The organism is Duganella sp. GW821-FHT07F09 (assembly GCF_059418705.1).
This window is the reverse complement of record NZ_JBWKQJ010000002.1, coordinates 203,667-223,716: the sequence shown is the minus strand read 5'-3', so window position 1 is coordinate 223,716 and position 20,050 is coordinate 203,667. Positions and strand designations below refer to the sequence as shown.

General features: G+C 66.8%; 17 protein-coding genes. All 17 read left to right on the top strand.

Annotated features, from left to right (window positions below):
• Position 1: 1 nt before the first annotated feature.
• The 17 genes from AC07P1_RS06010 to AC07P1_RS05930 all read left to right on the top strand — a co-directional run bounded on the left by AC07P1_RS06010 (position 2) and on the right by AC07P1_RS05930 (position 20,050).
• The gene (locus tag AC07P1_RS06010; protein WP_494694933.1) at positions 2-1,561 is read left to right on the top strand and encodes a murein hydrolase activator EnvC family protein; all 1,560 of its coding nucleotides are present in this window, start codon (positions 2-4) and stop codon (positions 1,559-1,561) included.
• Between the two features lie 14 nt (positions 1,562-1,575).
• Complete coding sequence (locus tag AC07P1_RS06005; RefSeq protein ID WP_494694932.1) at positions 1,576-3,174, top strand: S41 family peptidase; 1,599 nt, start codon at positions 1,576-1,578, stop codon at positions 3,172-3,174.
• A 45-nt stretch (positions 3,175-3,219) separates the two neighbouring features.
• Positions 3,220-3,993: a HesA/MoeB/ThiF family protein gene (locus AC07P1_RS06000; protein ID WP_494694931.1), complete on the top strand. Its 774-nt coding sequence runs from the start codon at positions 3,220-3,222 to the stop codon at positions 3,991-3,993.
• Between the two features lie 36 nt (positions 3,994-4,029).
• Positions 4,030-6,156 (top strand): amidohydrolase family protein, encoded by a 2,127-nt coding sequence (locus AC07P1_RS05995; RefSeq protein WP_494694930.1) that lies wholly within the window; start codon positions 4,030-4,032, stop codon positions 6,154-6,156.
• Between the two features lie 210 nt (positions 6,157-6,366).
• Positions 6,367-6,810, top strand: a complete 444-nt coding sequence (gspG, locus tag AC07P1_RS05990) for a type II secretion system major pseudopilin GspG (protein WP_494694929.1) — start codon at positions 6,367-6,369, stop codon at positions 6,808-6,810.
• Positions 6,811-6,830: 20 nt separating this feature from the next.
• Positions 6,831-7,307, top strand: a complete 477-nt coding sequence (gene gspH, locus AC07P1_RS05985) for a type II secretion system minor pseudopilin GspH (RefSeq protein WP_494694928.1) — start codon at positions 6,831-6,833, stop codon at positions 7,305-7,307.
• Between the two features lie 11 nt (positions 7,308-7,318).
• Positions 7,319-7,696 carry a type II secretion system minor pseudopilin GspI gene (gspI, locus tag AC07P1_RS05980; RefSeq protein ID WP_494694927.1) on the top strand — a complete coding sequence of 126 codons (378 nt, stop codon included), beginning with the start codon at positions 7,319-7,321 and terminating at the stop codon, positions 7,694-7,696.
• Positions 7,693-8,310 (top strand): PulJ/GspJ family protein, encoded by a 618-nt coding sequence (locus AC07P1_RS05975; protein ID WP_494694926.1) that lies wholly within the window; start codon positions 7,693-7,695, stop codon positions 8,308-8,310. Before gspI ends, AC07P1_RS05975 begins: the two co-directional genes overlap by 4 nt.
• Positions 8,307-9,332, top strand: coding sequence for a type II secretion system minor pseudopilin GspK (gene gspK / locus AC07P1_RS05970; protein ID WP_494694925.1), 1,026 nt, complete (start codon positions 8,307-8,309; stop codon positions 9,330-9,332). Before AC07P1_RS05975 ends, gspK begins: the two co-directional genes overlap by 4 nt.
• A 37-nt stretch (positions 9,333-9,369) precedes the next feature.
• Positions 9,370-10,620, top strand: a complete 1,251-nt coding sequence (gene gspL, locus AC07P1_RS05965) for a type II secretion system protein GspL (RefSeq protein WP_494694924.1) — start codon at positions 9,370-9,372, stop codon at positions 10,618-10,620.
• Positions 10,621-10,654: 34 nt separating this feature from the next.
• The gene (locus AC07P1_RS05960; protein ID WP_315220381.1) at positions 10,655-11,167 is read left to right on the top strand and encodes a type II secretion system protein M; all 513 of its coding nucleotides are present in this window, start codon (positions 10,655-10,657) and stop codon (positions 11,165-11,167) included.
• Positions 11,168-11,195: 28 nt separating this feature from the next.
• The gene (locus AC07P1_RS05955) at positions 11,196-11,969 is read left to right on the top strand and encodes a type II secretion system protein N (protein WP_494694923.1); all 774 of its coding nucleotides are present in this window, start codon (positions 11,196-11,198) and stop codon (positions 11,967-11,969) included.
• A 126-nt stretch (positions 11,970-12,095) separates the two neighbouring features.
• Positions 12,096-14,405, top strand: a complete 2,310-nt coding sequence (gene gspD / locus AC07P1_RS05950) for a type II secretion system secretin GspD (protein WP_494694922.1) — start codon at positions 12,096-12,098, stop codon at positions 14,403-14,405.
• 14 nt (positions 14,406-14,419) lie between these two features.
• Positions 14,420-15,841: a type II secretion system ATPase GspE gene (gene gspE, locus AC07P1_RS05945; protein WP_315220376.1), complete on the top strand. Its 1,422-nt coding sequence runs from the start codon at positions 14,420-14,422 to the stop codon at positions 15,839-15,841.
• A 10-nt stretch (positions 15,842-15,851) separates the two neighbouring features.
• Positions 15,852-17,072 (top strand): type II secretion system inner membrane protein GspF, encoded by a 1,221-nt coding sequence (gspF, locus tag AC07P1_RS05940; protein WP_494694921.1) that lies wholly within the window; start codon positions 15,852-15,854, stop codon positions 17,070-17,072.
• A 26-nt stretch (positions 17,073-17,098) separates the two neighbouring features.
• Complete coding sequence (locus AC07P1_RS05935; RefSeq protein WP_494694920.1) at positions 17,099-17,767, top strand: type II secretion system protein N; 669 nt, start codon at positions 17,099-17,101, stop codon at positions 17,765-17,767.
• A gap of 9 nt (positions 17,768-17,776) precedes the next feature.
• Positions 17,777-20,050 carry a patatin-like phospholipase family protein gene (locus AC07P1_RS05930; protein WP_494694919.1) on the top strand — a complete coding sequence of 758 codons (2,274 nt, stop codon included), beginning with the start codon at positions 17,777-17,779 and terminating at the stop codon, positions 20,048-20,050.

Sequence of the window (20,050 nt, the reverse complement as noted above, 5' to 3'; positions counted from 1 at the left end):
TTTGTCTTATTCTTCATTGAAAGGTTGGCGCAAGGCCGCCGCCGTCACCGGCGCGGCCTTGCTGTTGATAACGTCCCTGGGCGCCCAAGCCCAGACCGCCCGCTCCAGCAAACCGACCGAGCGCAGCAAGCAGAAGGCGTTGGCCGAGGCCGAGCGCGCCGGCTTGCAGCAAAAGCTGTCGGCGCTCAAAAAGGACATCAGCAAGACCGAAAGCGCCAAGGACGACGCGGCCGATACCCTGGCCGAGTCGGAACAGGCGATTTCGGACGCCAACCGCGCGCTGCGCGACCTGCAGCAGGAGCTCGGCGATACCCAGGGCAAGTTGCAACAGCTGACCGCCGAGCGCGAACGGCTGACGGCCACGGTCGCGCTGCAAAAGCAGCAGCTGGCCAAGCTGCTGCGCGAGCACTATGTCGCCGGCAATGAAGACCGCATTAAATTATTGCTGTCCGGGGACAACCCCAACCGCATCAACCGCGATCTGCAGATGATGGCCTACGTGTCGCAGGCACAGGCGCGTCTGCTGGACGCGCTGCGCGCCAACCTCAAGGCCGTCGAGGATAACCAGGCCGACGCGCAAAACGCCAACGACGAGCTGGCCGAGATCGCGCAGGAACAAAGGCAGCAGAAAACCAAGCTGGAACAGGAAAAGACGCGCCGCGCCGCCTTGCTGTCGACCTTGTCGCAAAAGCTGGTGGCCCAGCGCAAGGAGGCGGGCAACGTCGAACGCGACGAGCAGCGCATCAGCGGCCTGGTCGACAAGCTGAACAAGCTGATCGAGGAGCAGGCGATCGCCGCCGCCGCCGAGAAAAAGCGCCAGGAACAGCTGGCGGCCGCCCGCGCCGCCGCCAAGGCCAAGGCCGACGCCGAGAAAAAGGCGCAGTTGCTGGCCCAGGCCCAAGCGCGCGCCAAGGCCGCCGCCGCCGCGCAGGCCGAGCGCGAGCGTCTGGCCAAGGCCAACGCCAACAAATCCGGCACGATCAAGCCGGCGCAGCCAGCACAGCCAGCGAAACCGCCGGTGCCTGCCAAGCCCGACCCGATCGACGCCGACGAACCAAAAGTCGCGGTCAAGCCCGAGCCGGCGCCGACGCCGGCACCGGTCGAGGAACCGGCCCGTCCGCCGGCCCGCGCCGCGGACATCGCGCTGGCGCCCGCCGCGCCGGCCGGCGCCTTCGCCAGCCTCAAAGGCCAGATGCGCTCGCCGGTCAGCGGCCAGGTCGCGGCCAAGTTCGGCAGCAAGCGCGGCCAGGGGCCGAGCTGGAAGGGTGTCTTCATCCGCGCCGCCGAAGGGGCCGACGTGCGTGCCGTCGCCGGCGGCAGGGTGGTGTTCGCCGAATGGCTGCGCGGCTTCGGCAACCTGATCATCGTCGACCACGGCGGCCAGTACATGAGTATTTACGGTAATAATCAGTCGTTGCTGAAAAGGGCGGGCGACATCGTCAAATCGGGCGACCCGATAGCGAGCGCGGGCAACAGCGGCGGCAACGAGGAATCAGGGCTATACTTCGAGCTTCGCCATCAGGGCACGGCATTCGATCCGGCTGGCTGGGTCAAGTTTTAAGGTTCGCGGAGAAAATGGGCAACAAGTTTAAGAGCATCGCTTTGATCGGACTCGGCGCCATCGCCGGTGTCACCGCCTCGTTGCAGTTTCCCGCCATCGCGCAGAAAGCCGGCGGCACCCCGTTGCCGCTGGAGGAATTGCGCCAGCTGTCGGACGTGTTCGGCCTGATCAAGACCGACTACGTCGAAAACGTCGACGACAAGAAACTCGTCACCGACGCCATTTCCGGCATGGTGTCCTCGCTGGACCCGCATTCGGTCTACCTGGACAAAAAAGCCTTCCGCGAAATGAAAGAGACCGTCGCCGGCAAATTCGTCGGCATCGGCGTCGAAGTCGGCATGGAGGACGGCTACATCAAGGTCGTCTCGCCGATCGAGGACACGCCCGCCTTCAAGGCCGGCATCAAGACGGGCGACCTGATCACCCGCATCGACGGCACGCCGATCAAGAACATGTCGCTCGACGAAAGCGTCAAGAAGATGCGCGGCGAGCCCGGTTCCAAGGTGGCCGTCACCATCAGCCGCAAGGACGAGGACAAGCCCATCGTCATGACCATCACGCGCGAGGAAATCCGCGTGCAAAGCGTCAAGACCAAGATCGTCGAACCGGGCTACGCCTGGGTGCGCATCTCGCAATTCCAGGAACCAACCCTGGACGACATGGCCAAGCAAATCACCGCCCTGTACGCGCAAGACCCGCACATCAAGGGCCTGGTGCTGGACCTGCGCAACGATCCGGGCGGCCTGGTGCCGGGCGCGATCGGCGTGTCGGCCGCCTTCCTGCCCAAGGACGCCGTGATCGTCTCGACCAACGGACAACTGATGTCGTCCAAGGAAACCTTTTACGGCCGCCCCGAGTTCTACGCGCCGCGCTCCAAGACCGATCCGCTGGCCAAGCTGCCGGCCGGCCTGAAGGACGTGCCGATGGTGGTGCTGGTCAACGCCGGTTCGGCCTCGGCATCGGAAATCGTCGCCGGCGCGCTGCAGGATTACAAGCGCGCCACCATCATGGGCACGCAGACCTTCGGCAAGGGTTCGGTGCAGACGCTGCGCCAGCTGACGGCCGACACCGCCGTCAAACTGACCACGGCGCGCTATTACACGCCGCAAAACCGCTCGATCCAGGCGCGCGGCATCGTGCCGGACCTGATGGTCGACGAGACCGCCGACGGCGACGGCTTGAACAGCCTGCGCATGCGCGAGGCCGATCTGCAAAAGCATTTGGGCAACGATAAGGACCCCGAGGGCGAGAGCATCGCGCAGAAGGCCCTGAACGTCCAGCGCGACGGCCTGGAGGACGCGCAGCGCCTGGCCTCGCTGGCGAAGAAATCCAAACCGGTTGAATTCGGCACCAAGGACGACTTCCAGCTGGCGCAGGCGCTGAACCACTTCAAGGGCTTGCCGGTCAAACTGTCGAAGGTGGAGGCGGGTGCGGCGGCCGGCGGTGACGGCGTCGGCGAGATCAAGTCGGATAGCAGCCCGGACGTCAAGTCCGACCTGAAGCCGGATAGCAAGCCGTCCACCAAGCCGGTGAACAAGCCGGCCGCCAAGCCCGAAGCCAAATCCAAAGCCGGCGACGGCAAGCCAGCCTCGAAACAGCCGGCCGCCGAATAACCGAATAGCACTAACCGAATGGCGGCCCGGCCGCCGGTTGAGACCATGGACGATTCGCAACTGCTGCGCTACTCGCGCCACATCCTGCTCGACGAAATCGGCATCGAAGGCCAGCAAAAGCTGTTGGCCGCCCACGCGCTGGTGATCGGCGCCGGCGGCCTCGGCTCGCCGGCGGCACTGTACCTGGCCTCGGCCGGCGTCGGCCACATCACGCTGGTCGACGACGACACCGTCGACCTGACCAACCTGCAACGCCAGATCGCCCACACCACGGCGCGGGTCGGCCAGCCCAAGGCCGCGTCGGCGCGCATCACCTTGCAGCAGATTAATCCCGGCATCGTCGTCAGCGCGCTCAACGAGCGGGCCGACGACGCCCGCCTGGCCGAATTGGTGGCCGGGGCCGACGTCGTGCTCGACTGCACCGACAACTTCGCCACCCGCCACGCCGTCAACCGCGCCTGCGTGGCGCTGGGCAAGCCGCTGGTGTCCGGCGCGGTGATCCGCTTCGACGGCCAGATCAGCGTGTTCGATCCCCGCAAGGCAAGCAACCCTTGCTACTCCTGCCTGTTCCCGCAGGATCAGCAGTTCGAGGACGTCGCCTGTTCCACCATGGGCGTGTTCGCGCCGCTGGTGGGCGTGGTGGGCGCCATGCAGGCGGCCGAGGCGCTCAAGCTGCTGATGGGCGTGGGCAATTCGCTGGCCGGACGGTTGTTGATGCTCGACGGCCTGAACATGGAATGGACCAGCATCGGCGTCGGCAGAAATGACGCCTGCCCGGTATGCGCAGCGGTTAAAATGACAACGAAAAATACAACGTAGAATCCGCCAAACCCCTACCAGGAGAAAACCTTGCTGATGAACCGACTCGCCGTACTTCCGTTGGCATTGGCCGCCGCCTTCAGCGCGCAGGCCGCCAGCACTACCAAATATCTGATCTACACCGAAAGCGGTAAGCAGATGGGTGAGCAGGTGGTCGAGCAGCAGGACGACGGGCTGACCAAGGTGCGGTTCATCTATAAGAACAATGGTCGCGGCCCCGAGCTGACCGAGCAATTCCGCATCGGCGCCGACGGCACCATGACCGAATACGCCGTCAAAGGAAATTCCACCTTCGGCGCCGTGGTCGACGAACGCTTCGAGCGCAAGGGCGACCAGGCCGAATGGAAATCGACCTCGGAGCAGGGCAAGAAAACCATCGCCGGCCCGGCCGCCTATGTGCCGCTGAATAGCTCCTTCGAGGTGATCTCCACCGCCATCACCGCGCTGGCCGCCGCGCCCGACAACAAGCTGCCGTTGCTGCCGTCGGGCACCTTGTCGCAGACCAAGCTGGACTCGCTGGAGATCACCAGCGCCTCCGGCCAAAAGCAAACCGTGCAACTGCTGGCGCAAACCGGCATCGGCCTGTCGCCGTCGTTCATGTGGGCCACCACCGGCGCCAAGCCGCGCCTGTTCGCGGTCATCATTCCCGGCTTCATGAACGCGCTGGAAGAAGGCTGGCAGAACGTCATCCCGGAACTGGCCAAGCGCCAGAAAGCCGCCGAGAGCAAGATGCTGGCCGATGTCGCCACCAAATTGCAGCATCCGCTGCCGGGCCTGACCCTGGTCAAGAACGCGCGCGTGTTCGACAGCGACAAGGCCACCGTCGGCGCGCCGTCGGACATCTACATCCTGCGCGGCCGCATCACCTCGGTGCAGCCGGCCGGCTCGCCGGCGCGCGACGCCGCCAACACCATCGACGCCGGCGGCCGCATCGTGCTGCCGGGTCTGTTCGACATGCACGGCCACGTCGACCGCTGGTCCGGCGCGCTCAACATCTCGGCCGGCGTCACCAGCGTGCGCGACATGGGCAACGACAACGCCCAGATGCAGGCGATGCTCGACGAAACCACCGACGGCAAGCTGCTCGGACCGCAAGTGGTGCCGGCCGGCTTCCTTGAGGGCGAGAGCCAGTACAGCGCCAGCGGCGGCTTCACCGTCAAGGACCTGCAAGGCGCCAAGGACGCGATCGACTGGTACGCGCAGCGCGGTTATCCGCAGTTGAAGATCTACAACTCCTTCCCGAAAGATATCCTGAAGGACACGGTCGCCTATGCCCACACGCGCGGCATGCGCGTCTCCGGCCACGTACCGGCCGGCCTGCGCGCGCAGCAGGCGCTCGACGCCGGCTACGACGAAATCCAGCACATCAACCAGGTGCTGCTGAACTTCTTCGTCAAGCCCGACACGGAAACGCGCAACCTGAACCGCTTCGTGCTGCCGGCCGAGAAGGTGGCCGATCTTGACTTCAACTCCAAGCCGGTCAAGGATTTCGTCGCCCAGTTGGCCAAGAAGCAAATCGCCATCGACCCGACGATGGCGACGTTCGCCTTCCTCAAGCAGCGCGACGGCGACATCAACGAGCCCTACGCCGCCTTCGCCGCCAACATGCCACCGGACGTGGCGCGCGGCTTCTCCGTCGGCACCATGAAGATCGACGGTGCCGAGCAGCTCAAGCGCTACGAGAAGTCCTACGCCAAGATGGTCGACTTCGTCGGCATCATGTACCGCGCCGGCGTGCCGATCGTGGCCGGCACCGACGACATCGCCGGCTTCACCTTGCATTCGGAGCTGGCGCTGCTGGTCAAGGCGGGCTTGACGCCGGCCCAGGCCCTGCAGGTGGCCACGCGCAACGGCGCGCGCTACACCCGCACCAGCAACGATCGCGGCAGCATCACCCCGGGCAAGCTGGCCGACCTGGTGCTGGTGGACGGCGACCCGACCAAGGACATCAAGGACGTGCGCAAGGTGTCGGCGGTGATCACGCGCGGCTATGTGATCTACCCGAGCGAGATCGACACGGCGCTGGGCATCGCCCCGTTCGTCAAGGAAGCACCGCAGGTGGCCAAGAGCGCCCCGGCGGTTGCCGAGGTCGATCACGCGCACGGCGGCGGCAACGATGGCGCCCGCAACCGCATCGAGGCGACCGCCCGCAAGCACGATTAAAGCGTTGGCCGCCGGGTCCTTAAAAAGGCCCGGCATGACAATGGTGTGACAATGCCATGACCTGCCGATGACAAGCTGGTAAAAGCTGGTTAAAACCGCCGATTGTTAAGGCATGTTTAAGCCCCGGGGCGCAAAAATCACGCCTCTGCTTGCTCTGATACCGCTGTTTCGGCCTTATACTCTGCACTCACTTTAATTTGGTAGTAAATTATGAAAAAAGCAACACATCAACGTCGCGCCGCGCGCGGTTTCACGCTGATCGAAATCATGGTGGTGGTGGTCATCATGGGTGTGCTGGCGGCGCTGGTCGTGCCCAAGCTGCTGAGCCGCACCGGTGAATCGAAAGTGGCCGCCGCCAAGGTCGACATCGCCACCGTCATGCAGGCGCTCAAGCTCTACAAGCTGGACAACCAGCGCTATCCGACCACCGAGCAGGGCCTGCAGGCGCTGCTGACCAAGCCGACCAGCGGCCCGGCCGCCAACGGCTGGAAGACCGGCGGCTATCTGGAAAAAATGCCGAAGGATCCTTGGGGCGCGCCGTACCAGTTCCTGTCGCCGGGCATCAAGGGCGAGATCGATGTGTACTCGCTGGGCGCCGACGGTGCCCCGGGCGGCACCGGCGACGACGCCGACATCGGCTCCTGGGATAACTGATCGCACGGAGATACCCCATCATGCGCGCCGCGCGCCGGCCGAGCCGAGGCTTCACGCTGATTGAATTGCTGGTGGTGATGGTCATCCTGGGCATCACACTGGGCATCGTCTCGCTCAGCGCGATGCCCGGGCAGAAGCAGGCCATGTTGCAGGACGCGCAACGCATCGCGCTGCTGCTGCAACTGGCGCGCGACGAGGCGATCGTGCGCAACCGCCAGATCGCCTTCGAGGCCGGACCGGACGGCTACCGCTTCCTGATCCGCAACGACAAGCAATGGGACCTGGCGGTACAGGACGACCTGCTGCGCGAACGCGAGTTCAAGCAGGGCCCGGTGAGCTTGATGCTCGATCCGCCGTCGAACGCCCAGAACGACAACAACCTGCGCATCATCTTCGGCCGCGAACCGGTCGACAAGCCGTTCGTGCTGACGATGACGGGCGGCGGCAGCAGCGTGGCCATCCGCGCCGACGGCATCGGCCATTTCACGGTGGATTGACCATAAACACGATGCGCCGACCTTTCCCCAAAAATCAAGGCTTCACGCTGCTCGAAGTGCTGGTGGCGCTGGTCATCGTCGGCACCGCGCTGGGCGCCTCGCTGCGCGCGGTCGGCAGCCTGACCCAGAACAGCAACGGCTTGCGCGGCGCCATGATGGCAACCTGGTCGGCCGAGAACCGGCTGGTGCAGCTGCGCCTGTCCAAGACATTCCCGGCGGTCGGCAAGCAAACCTTCGAATGCCCGCAGGGCGACATGAAGCTGATGTGCCAGGAGGAAGTCATCGCTAGCCCGAATCCGCGCTTCCGCCGCGTCGAGGTTAGCGTCTACGACCAGGCGAACCCGGAACGCCGCATCATCAAGCTGGTCCAACTGGTGTTGAACTCATGACGCGCATCCATTCACGGCGGCGCGGTGGCTTCACGCTGATCGAATTGCTGGTGGCCATTTCCATCCTGGCCATCGTCGCCGTGCTGGGCTGGCGCGGCCTGGACGGCATCATCCGCTCGCGCGAGTCGCTGACGGCCAAGATGGAGCAGACGCGCGGCCTGCAACTGGCGTTCGCTCAATTACAGAGCGATTGCGCCAGCCTGGCCACGGCAACCCTGGTGAACAACCGCCCCTACATGCTGGCCGATAACGACCGCCTGACCTTCGTGCGGGTGGTGATGACGGAAAACGAGCCGACCCGGCTGCAGGTGGTGGCCTACCGCGTGCGCGACGGCGTGCTGACGCGGCGCGAATCGAACGCCACGCGCGACCTGTTGCAGCTCGACGCGCTATGGCAGGCGGCGCTCAACGACACCGACACCGCCGCCAGCGTCGCGCTGCAGTCCGACGTGCTGTCGATGGGCGCGCGCTACTGGATCAACACCGAATGGCGCCCGGCGGGCGGGATGACCACGGGCGGCTCGGGCAACGCACCGACCGGGCTCGAAGTGTCGCTGGCCTTACAGGGCCAGGAAGTGCCGATGGTCAAATCCTTCCTGCTGGGGGCGCTGTGACGCGGCCGGCGCGCAGACACCGCGCACCGGCGCGCCAGCGCGGCGTGGCGGTCATCACGGCGTTGCTGCTGACGACCCTGGCCGTGACCATCGTCACCAGCCTGTTCTGGCAACAGCAGGTGCAGGTGCGCTCGATGGAAAACCAGCGGCTGCAACTGCAAACCCGCTGGATCGTGCGCGGCGCGCTGGATTTGAGCCGCCTGATCCTGTTCCAGGACTTCCTCGACTCGTCGAGCTTCACGCGCCTGAACGGCATCTGGTCGACCCCGCTGGAAGAGACGCGGCTTGACGATTACGTCGAGCGCGAGCGCCAGGAGGGCGAGGATTTCAACGCCACCCTGTCGGGCAAGATCGTCGATGCGCAGTCGCGCTACAATTTGGCCAACCTGGCCACGGCGCGGGTTCCGGACAAAGCACAGATCGGCGTGTTCCAACGCCTCTTGACAAATCTTCAATTAGACCCGAATCTGGCGCAACAGGTGGCGATGCAGGTGGCGATGACGCAGCCGGTCCAGACCGCGCCGACGACGGGTACGCCCGGTTCGGGCCCACCCGTCACCGGCACCCCCGGCGCGCCGGCCGGTACCGTGCCGGTATCGGGCAGCGTCGAGCCGATGGGTTTTGTCCGGCTGGAGGATTTGCTGGCGGTCAGCGGCTTCACGCCGCAATCGATCGAGCGGTTGCGCGAGTTCGTCATCGTGCTGCCGCAGCCGACCAAGGTCAACGTGAACACCGCGCCGCCGGAGCTGATCGCGGCGCTGGTGCCTGGCCTGTCCCTGGGCGACGCGGCGGCCATGGTCAATACGCGCAAGGGCGCTTATTATCGGGATATGACCAATTTCACGGGGCAACCGCAGATGGGCGCGGCGCAGCGCCAGACGGCGGTGGAGGTGGCCATCCGCAGCGATTATTTCCTGGCCTTCAGCCAGGTCAAGCTGGACCGCGCGGCGCTGGACACGGTGTCGTTGCTGTCGCGGGCGCAGACGGGCCTCACCACGGTGGTTTGGATACGGGAAAACTAGAGCAGCGATTTAGAGCGATCAACGAAAGCGAGACCCTTTGAGTACATTATTTATCCGCTATCCGGCCAAGGCCAGCGTCGACAGCGGCGCCGCCCAGACCTGCCCGTTCGCGCTGGTCGGCGACGGCGGTCATCTGGAGCGGCAGGGCACGTCGCCGCTGGGCAATCTGGGGGACCTGATCGCCGCCTCGCGCCGCGTGGTGCTGATGCTGGCCGCGTCGGACGCGACCTTGCTGCGCGTGAAGGCGCCGCCGCTGTCGGCCTCGCGCCTGAAGGCGGCGTTGCCGGCGTTGGTCGAGGAACAAGTGCTGGGCGACACGGCCGATTGCGTGCTGGCGGCCGGCGCGGCCGACGCCGACGGCGTGCGCACCGTCGCGGTGGTGCAGCGCGCCTGGCTGGAGGTGCTGGTCAAGGCGCTGCTGGCGCAGGGCGCGCACAGCGTCTCGGTGCTGCCGATGCAGCTTTGCCTGCCGTTCCAGCCCGGATCGGTCTCGGCCGCATTGAGCTTGAGCGATGCCGGCTATGAGCTGATCCTGCGCCGCTCGCAGCACGACGGCATGGGCCTGGCGTTGCCGGCCGAGCCGGTGGCGGCGCTGCACACCTTGCGCGCGATGGCCGGCGACGAGCCGGTCACCTTGTACCTGTCGCAGGAGCAAACGCAGCAGTTCGCGCCGCTGATGGCCGACGCCGCCACGGCGCCGCACGGCATCAGCCTGGCCGAGGACCATTGGCAGCATTGGGTGGCGGCGTCGCGCTCGGCCGGGCTGGACCTGGCACCGGCGCTGGGCGCGGCCGGCGCCTCGGCGCGCGAATGGCAACGCTGGCGCTGGCCGCTGCGCATCGCCGCGCTGGCGGTGCTGGTCAACGTGGTCGGCCTGAATATCGAATGGATGCGCCTCAAGCGCGAAGCCAACGAAGTGCGCCAGGCCATGATGCAAACCTTCAAGGCGGCCTACCCGAAGGAGACGGTGATCCTCGATCCGGCCGCGCAAATGCGCAAGAACATTTCGCTGGCCAAGGCCGACGACGGCCAGCCCGCGCCCGACGGCTTCATCGCCATGAGCGCCAACGTGGCCGAGGCGCTGAGCGTGCTGCCCAAGCGCGATGTGATCGCTAGTTTGGATTATAGGGAACGCGCTCTTCAGGTGAAGGTCAAACCCAATACCGTCGACGCCGCCGCCATGACGCAAATTCGCAGCGCGTTGCAGGCCCGCAAGCTCGAATTGACGGAAGCCAATCCGGGCACCTGGCAAATCCGCGTCGCCAGCACCGGCCCGGGCAAACCATGAGCATCACAATGAATAGAACCATGAGCACAACGGCATGAGCAAACTCGATCAAACGATACAGGACTACCGCGCCCGCGCGTCGGCCTTCTGGCTGGCGCGCACCGAGCAGGAGCGCCGCCTGCTGGCCATAGGCGCCGTGGTGGTCGTGCTGGGCCTGTTTTACGGGGTGCTGCTGTCGCCGGCGCTCGAGGGCCGCGAGAAACTGAGCAAGGAATTGCCGGTGCTGCGCCAGCAGGCCGCCGAGTTGCAGGCGATGGCGCTGGAGGCGGCCGCGCTGCGCGGCCAGAACACCATCGAGCCGACGCCGATGACGCGCGACAGCCTGACGGCCGGCCTGACCGCGCGCGGTATGACGGCGCAGTCGGTCAACATCACCGGCGAGTACGCCAAGGTCCAGCTCAACAACGTGGCCTTCGCCGGCATCGTCGTCTGGCTGGACGCGGTGCGCAACGAAAGCCGCATCGCCGTCCAGGACGCCAATTTCACGGCCCAGGACACGGCCGGCATGGTCAACGCCACCCTGACTTTGCGCCAGGGCGCGCGATGAGCGTGCGGCTTGCGCAAAAAGGCCATGCATGAAGCGCGCCGTGCTATGGTTGCTGACCATCGCGCTCAGCGTGCTGGTGACCCTGGCGGTGTTTTTCCCGGCCACGTGGCTCGGCTCCATCGTCGAGCAGCGCACCGGCGGCCGTTTGACCTTGGGCGACGCGCAGGGTACGCTGTGGCGCGGCTCGGCGTTCATCGGCGGCGCGGCCGGCGGCAACCGGCCCGTCACGCCGTTGCTGCCGGGGCGTTTCAGCTGGAAGATCTCGCCGCTGGCGCTGGTCGGCATGGTCGATTTGCGGCTGGAAAACAGCGAAGCGCTGGCGCAGCCGGTGACGTTCCGCGGCAACTGGTCGCAGTGGCAATTGAGTCCGTCGGCGCTGCTGTTGCCGGCGCAGGGCCTGGCCGGACTGGGCGCGCCGCTCAACACGCTGGCGCCGAGCGGCATCATGCGCCTGTCGTGGACCGCGTTGGAGCTGGCGCTGCAGGACCGCCAGGTCGCCGTCAACGGCCGCACCACGCTGGAGATGACGGACATGTCGTCGCGGCTTGCGCCGATCAGCCCGCTGGGCAGCTACACGCTGGCGCTCGATTGGCGCGGCCAGCAGGCGGCCTTGACGCTCGATTCGGTCAAGGGGCCGCTGTTGCTGAGCGGTCGCGGCAACCTGAATAATGGCCGCCTGCAGTTTTCCGGGCAGGCGGAGGCGGCAAAGGGATACGAGGACACCTTGGCCAATCTGTTGAATTTGCTTGGCCAGCGCCGTCCCGGCAGCGACCGCAACGTCATCGCGCTGGAGGTCCGTTAGTGATGTTTTTCGTAGGGCGGATTAGCGCGCAGCGCGCGAGTTGCCAATGAGCGGCCATGAGCCGCCGACGTCGTCATTATTAGTTTCAATCGTGGTCACAATAACACTAGATACAAAGTTCAGACAATGAAAAAACAGTCCGTGAGCAAATCCAATCTTCCCGCGCTGCGCCGCCTGAGCGCGGGTGCGATGCTGTGCTGTGTGCTCGGCGCCGCGCCGACCACCGGGCTGCTGTGGCCGGCCCTTGCCCACGCCGCCGCCGATGACGCCGCGCTGAACTTTGTCGGCGCCGACATCGAGTCGGTCATCAAGGCCGTCGGCCACTACACCAACATCACCTTCGTCATCGACCCGAGGGTCAAGGGCACGATCACCCTGGTGTCGGAAAAGTCGATCAGCAAATCGCAGGCGTTCAGCCTGCTGACCTCGGCGCTGCGCCTGCAGGGCTACGCCGTCGTCAGCGGCGACGGCTACGCCAAGGTGGTGCCGGAGGCGGACGCCAAGCTGCAATCGGGTCCGACCCAGATCGGCTCGGCGCCGACGCAGATCAAGGGCGACCAGATCGTCAGCCAGATCTTCCACCTGAACTACGAGTCGGCCGGCAACGTGGTCACCGTGCTGCGTCCTTTGATCTCGCCCAACAACACCATCAACGCCAACCCCGGCAACAACACGGTGGTGATCACCGACTACGCGGACAACCTCAAGCGCCTGGCCAAGATCATCTCCGCGCTCGACGCGCCGGCCGTGGCCGACCTCGACGTGATTCCGGTGCGCTACGCCATCGCCAGCGACCTGGCTTCGATGGTCAACAAGCTGATGGACGCGAGCGGCGGCGGTGGGGCGCCGGGCGCCGGCGGCGGCGACGCCGGCCGAGTCAGCGTGCTGGCCGATCCGCGCACCAACTCCCTGATCCTGCGCGCGCCGTCGGCGGCCCGTTCCAACCTGGCTAAGTCGCTCATCGCCAAGCTCGACCAGCCGACCCAGGAGCTGGGCAACGTGCACGTGGTCTACCTGAAAAACGCCGAGGCCACCAAGCTGGCGCAGACCCTGCGCGCGCTGGTGTCGGGCGACACTTCGTCGACCAACCAGCAGGGCGGCACGGGCACCGGCAACACCGGCCAGGGCAACCAGGGCATGGGCGGCCAGAGCAGCAACACCGGCGGCTTCGGCGGCCAGAGCAGCGGCAGTTCGGCCAGCGGCGGCAGCACCGGCCCGACCAATCCTCTGCTGACAGGCAACAACAATTCGCAGCAACAGCAGGGCGGCGGCCAGGCCGGCTACATCCAGGCCGACGCCACCACCAACACGCTGATCATCACGGCGCCGGAATCGATCTACCGCAACCTGCGCGCCGTCATCGACCAGCTCGACGTGCGCCGCGCCCAGGTCTACATCGAGTCGCTGATCGTCGAAGTGACGTCCGACAAGGCGTCCGAGTTCGGCGTGCAATGGCTGGGCGCCACCGGCAACTCCGACAGCAAGTACCGCCTGGGCGGCCTGCAACAATCGTCCATCGGCGGCAGTAACAACAACATCGGCAACGTCGCCCTGTCCTTGCTCAACGGCTCGTCGTCGACCACCACGCCGACCCTGCCGGGTTCGGGCCTGACGGTGGGCCTGTTCAAGCAGGTCGCCGGCGGCCTGGGCCTGGGCTTGCTGGCGCGCTCGCTGGAGTCCGACGGCAACGCCAACGTGTTGTCGACGCCGAACATGATCACGCTCGACAACGAGCTGGCGACGATCTCGGTGGGCCAGAACGTGCCGATCCTGACCGGCCAGTTCACCACCACGTCCGGCACCAATAGCAACCCGTTCCAGACCATCGACCGCAAGGAAGTTGGCCTGACGTTGAAAGTGCGCCCGCAGATTTCCGAAGGCGGTACCATCAAGCTGGCGATCTATCACGAGACGTCGAGCGTCGACAAATCGACGTTGACGGCCACGGCCGGCATCACCATCAACAAGCGCGTGATCGAGAATAACGTGATCGCCGACGACGGCCAGATCATCGTGCTCGGCGGCCTGATCGAGGACACCGAGGGCGACAGCACCGACAAGACGCGCGGCCTGGGCGACATTCCCGTCATCGGCAACCTGTTCAAGTACCAGACGCGCAGCCGCAAGAAGACCAACCTGATGGTGTTCTTGCGTCCGGTCGTGATCCGCAACCAGGAGCAGAGCACCAGCCTGGCGACGGACCGCTACGACTACATGCGCTCGTCGCAGGAGGCGATCAAGCCGCCGCAAAGCGTGTTGGTCGAGGATCTGGGCCAGCCGGTGCTGCCGCCGCTGCAAAACGGCGTGCTGAGCGGAGGCGGCGTCGTCGCCAAGCCGATCCCGCCGGCGCCGATTCCACGCGTGCCGGGCCGCGCCGAGAACCTGCAGCCGCAGCAGCAACAACCGCAGCAGCAACAGCAACAACCCGCGCAGTGAGATGAACCACAGCCATGAGTAATCTTCTCCCCTACGCCTTCGCCCGCGACTTCGTCGTACTGGCGCAGCAGAGCGACGCCGCCGAGCACACGGTGGACGTCATGGTGTGCGGCGCCACGGCGCCGGCCGCCATCGCCGAGGTGTCGCGCCGTTTCGGCCGCATCCAGCTCAAGAGCATGACGCGCGCCGACCTCGAGACGGCCATCGCCACCGCCTACGCCAGCGCCGGCGGCAACGCCTCGATGGTGGCCGACGAGTTCGACGCCGAGCTCGATCTGACCAAGCTGTTGCAGGACGTGCCGGCGATCGAGGATTTGCTCGAATCGTCCGACGACGCCCCGGTGATCCGCATGATCAACGCGCTGCTGACGCAGGCGCTGCGCGACAGCGCCTCCGACATCCACATCGAGCCGTTCGAGCAAACCTCGGTGGTGCGCTTCCGCGTCGACGGTTCGCTGCGCGACATCGTGCGCCCGCGCAAGGCGATCCACGGCTCGCTGATCTCGCGTATCAAGATCATGGCGCAGCTCGACATCGCCGAGAAGCGCCTGCCGCAGGACGGCCGCATCACCCTGCGCATCGGCGGCAAGCCGGTCGACGTGCGCGTCTCGACCCTGCCGACCGGGCACGGCGAGCGCGCCGTGCTGCGTCTGCTGGACAAGGAGGCGGGCCGCCTCGACCTGAACCACCTGGGCATGAGCGAGACCATGCTGCCCAAGTTCGACGCGCTGATCAACCAGCCGCACGGCATCGTGCTGGTGACCGGGCCGACCGGCTCGGGCAAGACCACCACCCTGTACGCGGCGTTGTCGCTGCTGAACGCGGCCACCACCAACATCATGACGGTGGAAGACCCGATCGAATACGACCTGAACGGCGTCGGCCAGACCCAGGTCAACCCGCGCATCGACATGACCTTCGCCAAGGCGCTGCGCGCGATCCTGCGCCAAGACCCGGACGTGATCATGATCGGCGAGATCCGCGACCTGGAAACGGCGCAGATCGCCGTGCAGGCCTCGCTGACCGGCCACCTGGTGCTGGCGACGCTGCACACCAACGACGCGGCCGCCGCCGTCACCCGCCTGCTCGACATGGGGATCGAACCGTTCCTGCTGTCGTCGTCGTTGCTTGGCGTGCTGGCGCAGCGGCTGGTGCGCAAGCTGTGCGGCCACTGCAAGACCTTCGACGGCCAGCTGTGGCACGCGGTCGGCTGCGAGCACTGCGGCCACACCGGTTACCAGGGTCGGGTCGGCGTCTACGAATTCCTGGAGACGACGGAGCAGATCCGCGCCCAGATCCACAACCGCGCCTCGGAGGCCGAAGTGAAGGCCGCCGCCATCGGCAGCGGCATGCAAACCATGCGCGACGACGGCGAGCGTTGGCTGGCCGCCGGCATCACCACGCAGGCCGAGTTGCTGCGCGTGACCAAAGACTAGGCCGACAACGATGCCCGCATTCCGCTATGAAGCCGTCGACGCCGGCGGCGCCACCAAAAAGGGCGTGCTCAACTCCGACAGCGCGCGCTCGGCGCGCTCCGAGCTGCGCACCTTGGGGCTGGTGCCGCTCAAGGTCGACGCCATCGCCGCCCAGGTCGACGCCGCCGGCGTGGCCAAGAGCCGCGGCTTCGGCGAACGCCTGTCGACCACCGAGCTGGCGCTGTTCACGCGCCAGCTGGCCAGCCTGCTGGAGGCCGGCCTGCCGCTGGAGCAAGCCTTCACCGCGCTGCTGGAGCAGGCCGAGCGTCCGTACATGCGCGACCTGATCGCCTCGATCCGCTCGGAGGTGATCGGCGGCGCCGCGCTGTCGGACGTGCTGGGACGCCATCCGCGCGACTTCGCCGAGATCTACCGCGCGCTGGTCGCCTCGGGCGAGCAGATCGGCCAGTTGTCGCGGGTGCTGTCGCGCCTGGCCGACTACATCGAGCGCCGCAACGCGCTGGTGCAAAAGGTGCGGCTGGCCTTTACCTATCCTGCCATCGTCACCGTGGTGGCGTTCTCGATCGTGATCTTCCTGTTGACCTACGTGGTCCCGCAGATCGTCTCGGTGTTCGCCAACACCAAGCAAAAGCTGCCGGTGCTGACCATCATCATGCTGGCCGTGTCCGACTTCGTGCGCAACTATGGCATCGTGGTGGCGGTCCTGCTGGTGGGCGCGTGGTTCATGTGGCGCCGGGCGTTGCAAAATCCGGCGCTGAAACGGCGCTGGCACACCTGGCTGCTGACGGCGCCGCTGTACGGCAAGTTCGAGCGCAGCCTGAACACTGCGCGCTTCGCCAGCACCTTGGCGATCACCACCGGCTCCGGCGTGCCGATTTTGCGCGCGCTGGAAACCAGCCGCGATACCCTGTCCAATGTCGCGATGAAGGAGCTGGTCGAGGAGGCCAGCGACGCCGTGCGCGAGGGCGTGAGCCTGGCGCGCTCGCTGTCGGCGCAAAAGCACTTTCCGCCGATGCTGATCCACATGATCCGCGCCGGCGAGATCACCGGCGAGCTGCCGGCCATGCTGGACCGCGCGGCCGCCGCGCAGGAGTCCGATCTGGAGCGCCGCACGCTGACCATCGCCGGCCTGCTGGAGCCGGCGCTGATCCTGGCGATGGGCGTGGTGGTGCTGCTGATCGTGCTGGCCGTGCTGATGCCCATCATCGAAATCAATCAGCTGGTACGCTGACAAGGGAAGTTATGAAGCATGAATCTATGAAGCGTTTGCCCCTGGCCGGCAGCGTGCTGGCCGTGGTGCTGCTGTCGGCGTCGCTGGCGTATTGGGGCTTGCAGTTGTTCAAGCCGCCGCAGCGCGCGATCGCCGCGCCGCCGCCACCACCGCCGGTGGCGCTCAACCTGGACGCCGCCAAGGGCCTGTTCGGCGGGCAGATCTCGGTCGCCGCCGCCAGCAACTACCAGCTCAAGGGCGTGGTCGCCTCGCGCGGCGTCGGCAGCGCCGCCATCCTGGCCGTCGACAACAAGCCGGCGCTGGCGCTGGGCATCGGCAAGGAAGTGGTGCCGGGCGTGACCGTCAAGGAGGTGCATCCGAAGTATGTGCTGCTGTCCGAGGGCGGCGCCATCAAGCGCATCGATTTGCCGAGCGACGCCGGCGCCAGCAGTTCGCCGGGACCGGCCGGCGGCCAGCCGTATCAGGCTATGCAACCGGGGCAGCAGGGCTTCCAGGGATCGCCACCGCCGCCCGCGCCGGCGCCACAGCCGGCGATGCAGCCACCGCCCGCCATGCAGCCGACGCCCGCGATGCAACCGGGGCAGCCGACACCGCAGCAACAACAGCAACAACAGCAACAGCAGCAGAATCCGCCACGATCCAGCACGTCGTCGACCACCATCGCGCCCGTTCCCGGCTTCGACCGTCAACAGTAAGAGAGGCTTATGGCTATCGCCCGCTCCCTGGCCGCAGCAGTTTGCTGCGGCTTTTTCTTGTCCATCGCCTGTTTCGGCGCGTCGGCGCAGACGCCGGTCCATCCGAACGCCGCCTCGGTGGCCCCGGCCATCGCGCCGCCGGCCGCCGATGCCGCCGCCAAGTCGCGTCCCAAGATCGCGCTGGTGCTGTCGGGCGGCGGCGCGCGCGGCTTCGCCCACATCGGCGTGCTGCGGGCGTTGCAGGAGTTGCGCATCCCGGTCGATTTCGTCGTCGGCACCAGCATGGGCAGCGTGGTCGGCGGCGCTTTCGCCGCCGGCAGCTCGGTCGAGCAGCTGGAGCAGCTGGTGCGCCGCACCGACTGGAACGCGGTGGTGGCGGACCGTCCGCCGCGCGACCAGCTGGTGTACCGCCGCCGCGAAGAGGATTTGCTGCTGCCGTCGCGCATCGAGCTGGGCGCCCGCATGGACGGCGTGACCCTGCCGCCGGCCGCCGCCGGCAACGAGGCGCTGGAGCTGGCGCTGACGCGGGTGCTGCCGCACGGCGCGCGCGACAAACCGGTCGACCTGCTGCAGTTGCCGTTCCGCTCGGTGGCCTCGGACCTGGTCACCGGCGAGCTGGTGGAGCTGCGCGACACGCCGCTGTTCCTGGCGATGCGCGCCTCGCTGGCGGTGCCCGGCGTGTTCGCGCCGGTGCGCGTGAACCAGCGCTTGCTGGTCGACGGCGGCCTGGTGCGCAACCTGCCGGTAGACGTGGCGCGCGAGATGGGCGCCGACATCATCATCGCGGTCAACGTCGGCACCCCGCTGGCGCAGGAGAAGGAACTGGTCAGCGCGGTCAGCGTCGCGCAGCAGATGTTGCAGATCCTGACCGAGCAGAACGTCCAGCGCTCGCTCAAGGAGCTGCGGCCCGGCGACATTTTGCTGGCGCCGGACCTGGGCGGCATCGGTTTCCTCGATTTCGGCAGCCACGACCGGGCGATGAAGGAGGGCGAGGCGGCGGTGCGGTCCATGAGCGACAGATTGGTGCAACTGGCGCTGCCGGAGACGCAGTACGCCGCGTATGAAACCGCCCGCCTGTCGGCGCCGGTGCCGATCGACCAGCCGGTGCGGCTGGCCAAGCTGGAGGTGGCGCCGAGCGGACGCATCAACCCGCAGGCGCTGGCCGTGCAATCGGGGCTCAAGGTCGGGCAAATGATCACCAGCGAACAGGCGCAGCGCGCCGGCAACCAATTGTTCGGACGCGGCGACCTGGCGCGCGTGGAGACCGAGATCCGCGACGACCAGGACGGCCGCAGCGTACTGATCAAGCCGACCGAGGCCGACTGGGCGAGCAGCCGCCTGAGGGTGGGCCTGGAACTGAACAGCGACTTCACCGACAACAACGCCTACGAGCTCAAGGTCATGCACGTGGCGTCCTCGCTCAACGACTGGGGCGCGGAGCTGCGCACGGTCGCGCGCGTGGGCACCGAGCGCGTCATTGGCACGCAGTGGTGGCAGCCGCTGGGGGCTGGGTCGCAATGGTATATCGCGCCCGAGTTGCAGTACGGCTCGTCCGCGTTCGACGTGTTCGATGCCTCCGGCTTTCGCCAGGCGCGCTTCGGCTACAACGCCAAGAGCGTGTCGGTGGCGCTGGGCCGCCAGCTCGGCAACTGGGGCGACCTGCGCTACACGGCGGTGCGCCAGACCGTCACGTCCCAGCGCACCATCCCGCACGAGCCGGGCGAGGTGCGCGAGTCGCAAAATGTCGGCGTGCTGTCGTTCAATATCGACAGCCTGGACACGGTGGCGTTCCCGACGCGCGGCACCTTGTTCAACGTCGAATTGCAACGGCTGATGACGCGCGGGCGCGACGGCCCGGTGCCGGCGCGGCAGAGCGTGCAGTGGTTGAAGGCGTTCAGCTTCGGCAGCTGGGCCGGCCATGTGTATGGCGAGTGGGCGCGCAACCAGGGCGGCGCGGCGCAATCGACCTTGGGTGGCTTCCTGCGGCTGTCTGGCACCACCACCGATTCGGTGCTGGGCAGCCGCACGGTGCTGGGCCGCGTGGTCATGGCCAAACGGATCGGCGTCATGCCGACCGCGCTGGGCGGCGACGTGCGGCTGGGCTTTTCGCTGGAGAGCGGCGCCGCCTACGGGCCGGACAACCCGCTCAAACTGGGATCGCTGAAGCAGGCCGCCAGCGGCTTCGTGGCGGTCGACACGCGTTTCGGGCCGCTGTACTTCGGCTCCGGCGCCACCAAGTCGGGCGACAGTAGCATGTATCTGTTCCTCGGGCCGATTTGGTGA

Excerpts from the sequence above, each read along its gene's own strand:
- AC07P1_RS06005 (WP_494694932.1), top strand. The coding sequence starts at position 1,576 with ATGGGCAACAAGTTTAAGAGCATCGCTTTGATCGGACTCGGCGCCATC.
- AC07P1_RS06000 (WP_494694931.1), top strand. The coding sequence starts at position 3,220 with ATGGACGATTCGCAACTGCTGCGCTACTCGCGCCACATCCTGCTCGAC.
- AC07P1_RS05995 (WP_494694930.1), top strand. The coding sequence starts at position 4,030 with ATGAACCGACTCGCCGTACTTCCGTTGGCATTGGCCGCCGCCTTCAGC.
- gspG (WP_494694929.1), top strand. The coding sequence starts at position 6,367 with ATGAAAAAAGCAACACATCAACGTCGCGCCGCGCGCGGTTTCACGCTG.
- gspH (WP_494694928.1), top strand. The coding sequence starts at position 6,831 with ATGCGCGCCGCGCGCCGGCCGAGCCGAGGCTTCACGCTGATTGAATTG.
- gspI (WP_494694927.1), top strand. The coding sequence starts at position 7,319 with ATGCGCCGACCTTTCCCCAAAAATCAAGGCTTCACGCTGCTCGAAGTG.
- AC07P1_RS05975 (WP_494694926.1), top strand. The coding sequence starts at position 7,693 with ATGACGCGCATCCATTCACGGCGGCGCGGTGGCTTCACGCTGATCGAA.
- AC07P1_RS05960 (WP_315220381.1), top strand. The coding sequence starts at position 10,655 with ATGAGCAAACTCGATCAAACGATACAGGACTACCGCGCCCGCGCGTCG.
- AC07P1_RS05955 (WP_494694923.1), top strand. The coding sequence starts at position 11,196 with ATGAAGCGCGCCGTGCTATGGTTGCTGACCATCGCGCTCAGCGTGCTG.
- gspD (WP_494694922.1), top strand. The coding sequence starts at position 12,096 with ATGAAAAAACAGTCCGTGAGCAAATCCAATCTTCCCGCGCTGCGCCGC.
- gspE (WP_315220376.1), top strand. The coding sequence starts at position 14,420 with ATGAGTAATCTTCTCCCCTACGCCTTCGCCCGCGACTTCGTCGTACTG.
- gspF (WP_494694921.1), top strand. The coding sequence starts at position 15,852 with ATGCCCGCATTCCGCTATGAAGCCGTCGACGCCGGCGGCGCCACCAAA.
- AC07P1_RS05935 (WP_494694920.1), top strand. The coding sequence starts at position 17,099 with ATGAAGCGTTTGCCCCTGGCCGGCAGCGTGCTGGCCGTGGTGCTGCTG.
- AC07P1_RS05930 (WP_494694919.1), top strand. The coding sequence starts at position 17,777 with ATGGCTATCGCCCGCTCCCTGGCCGCAGCAGTTTGCTGCGGCTTTTTC.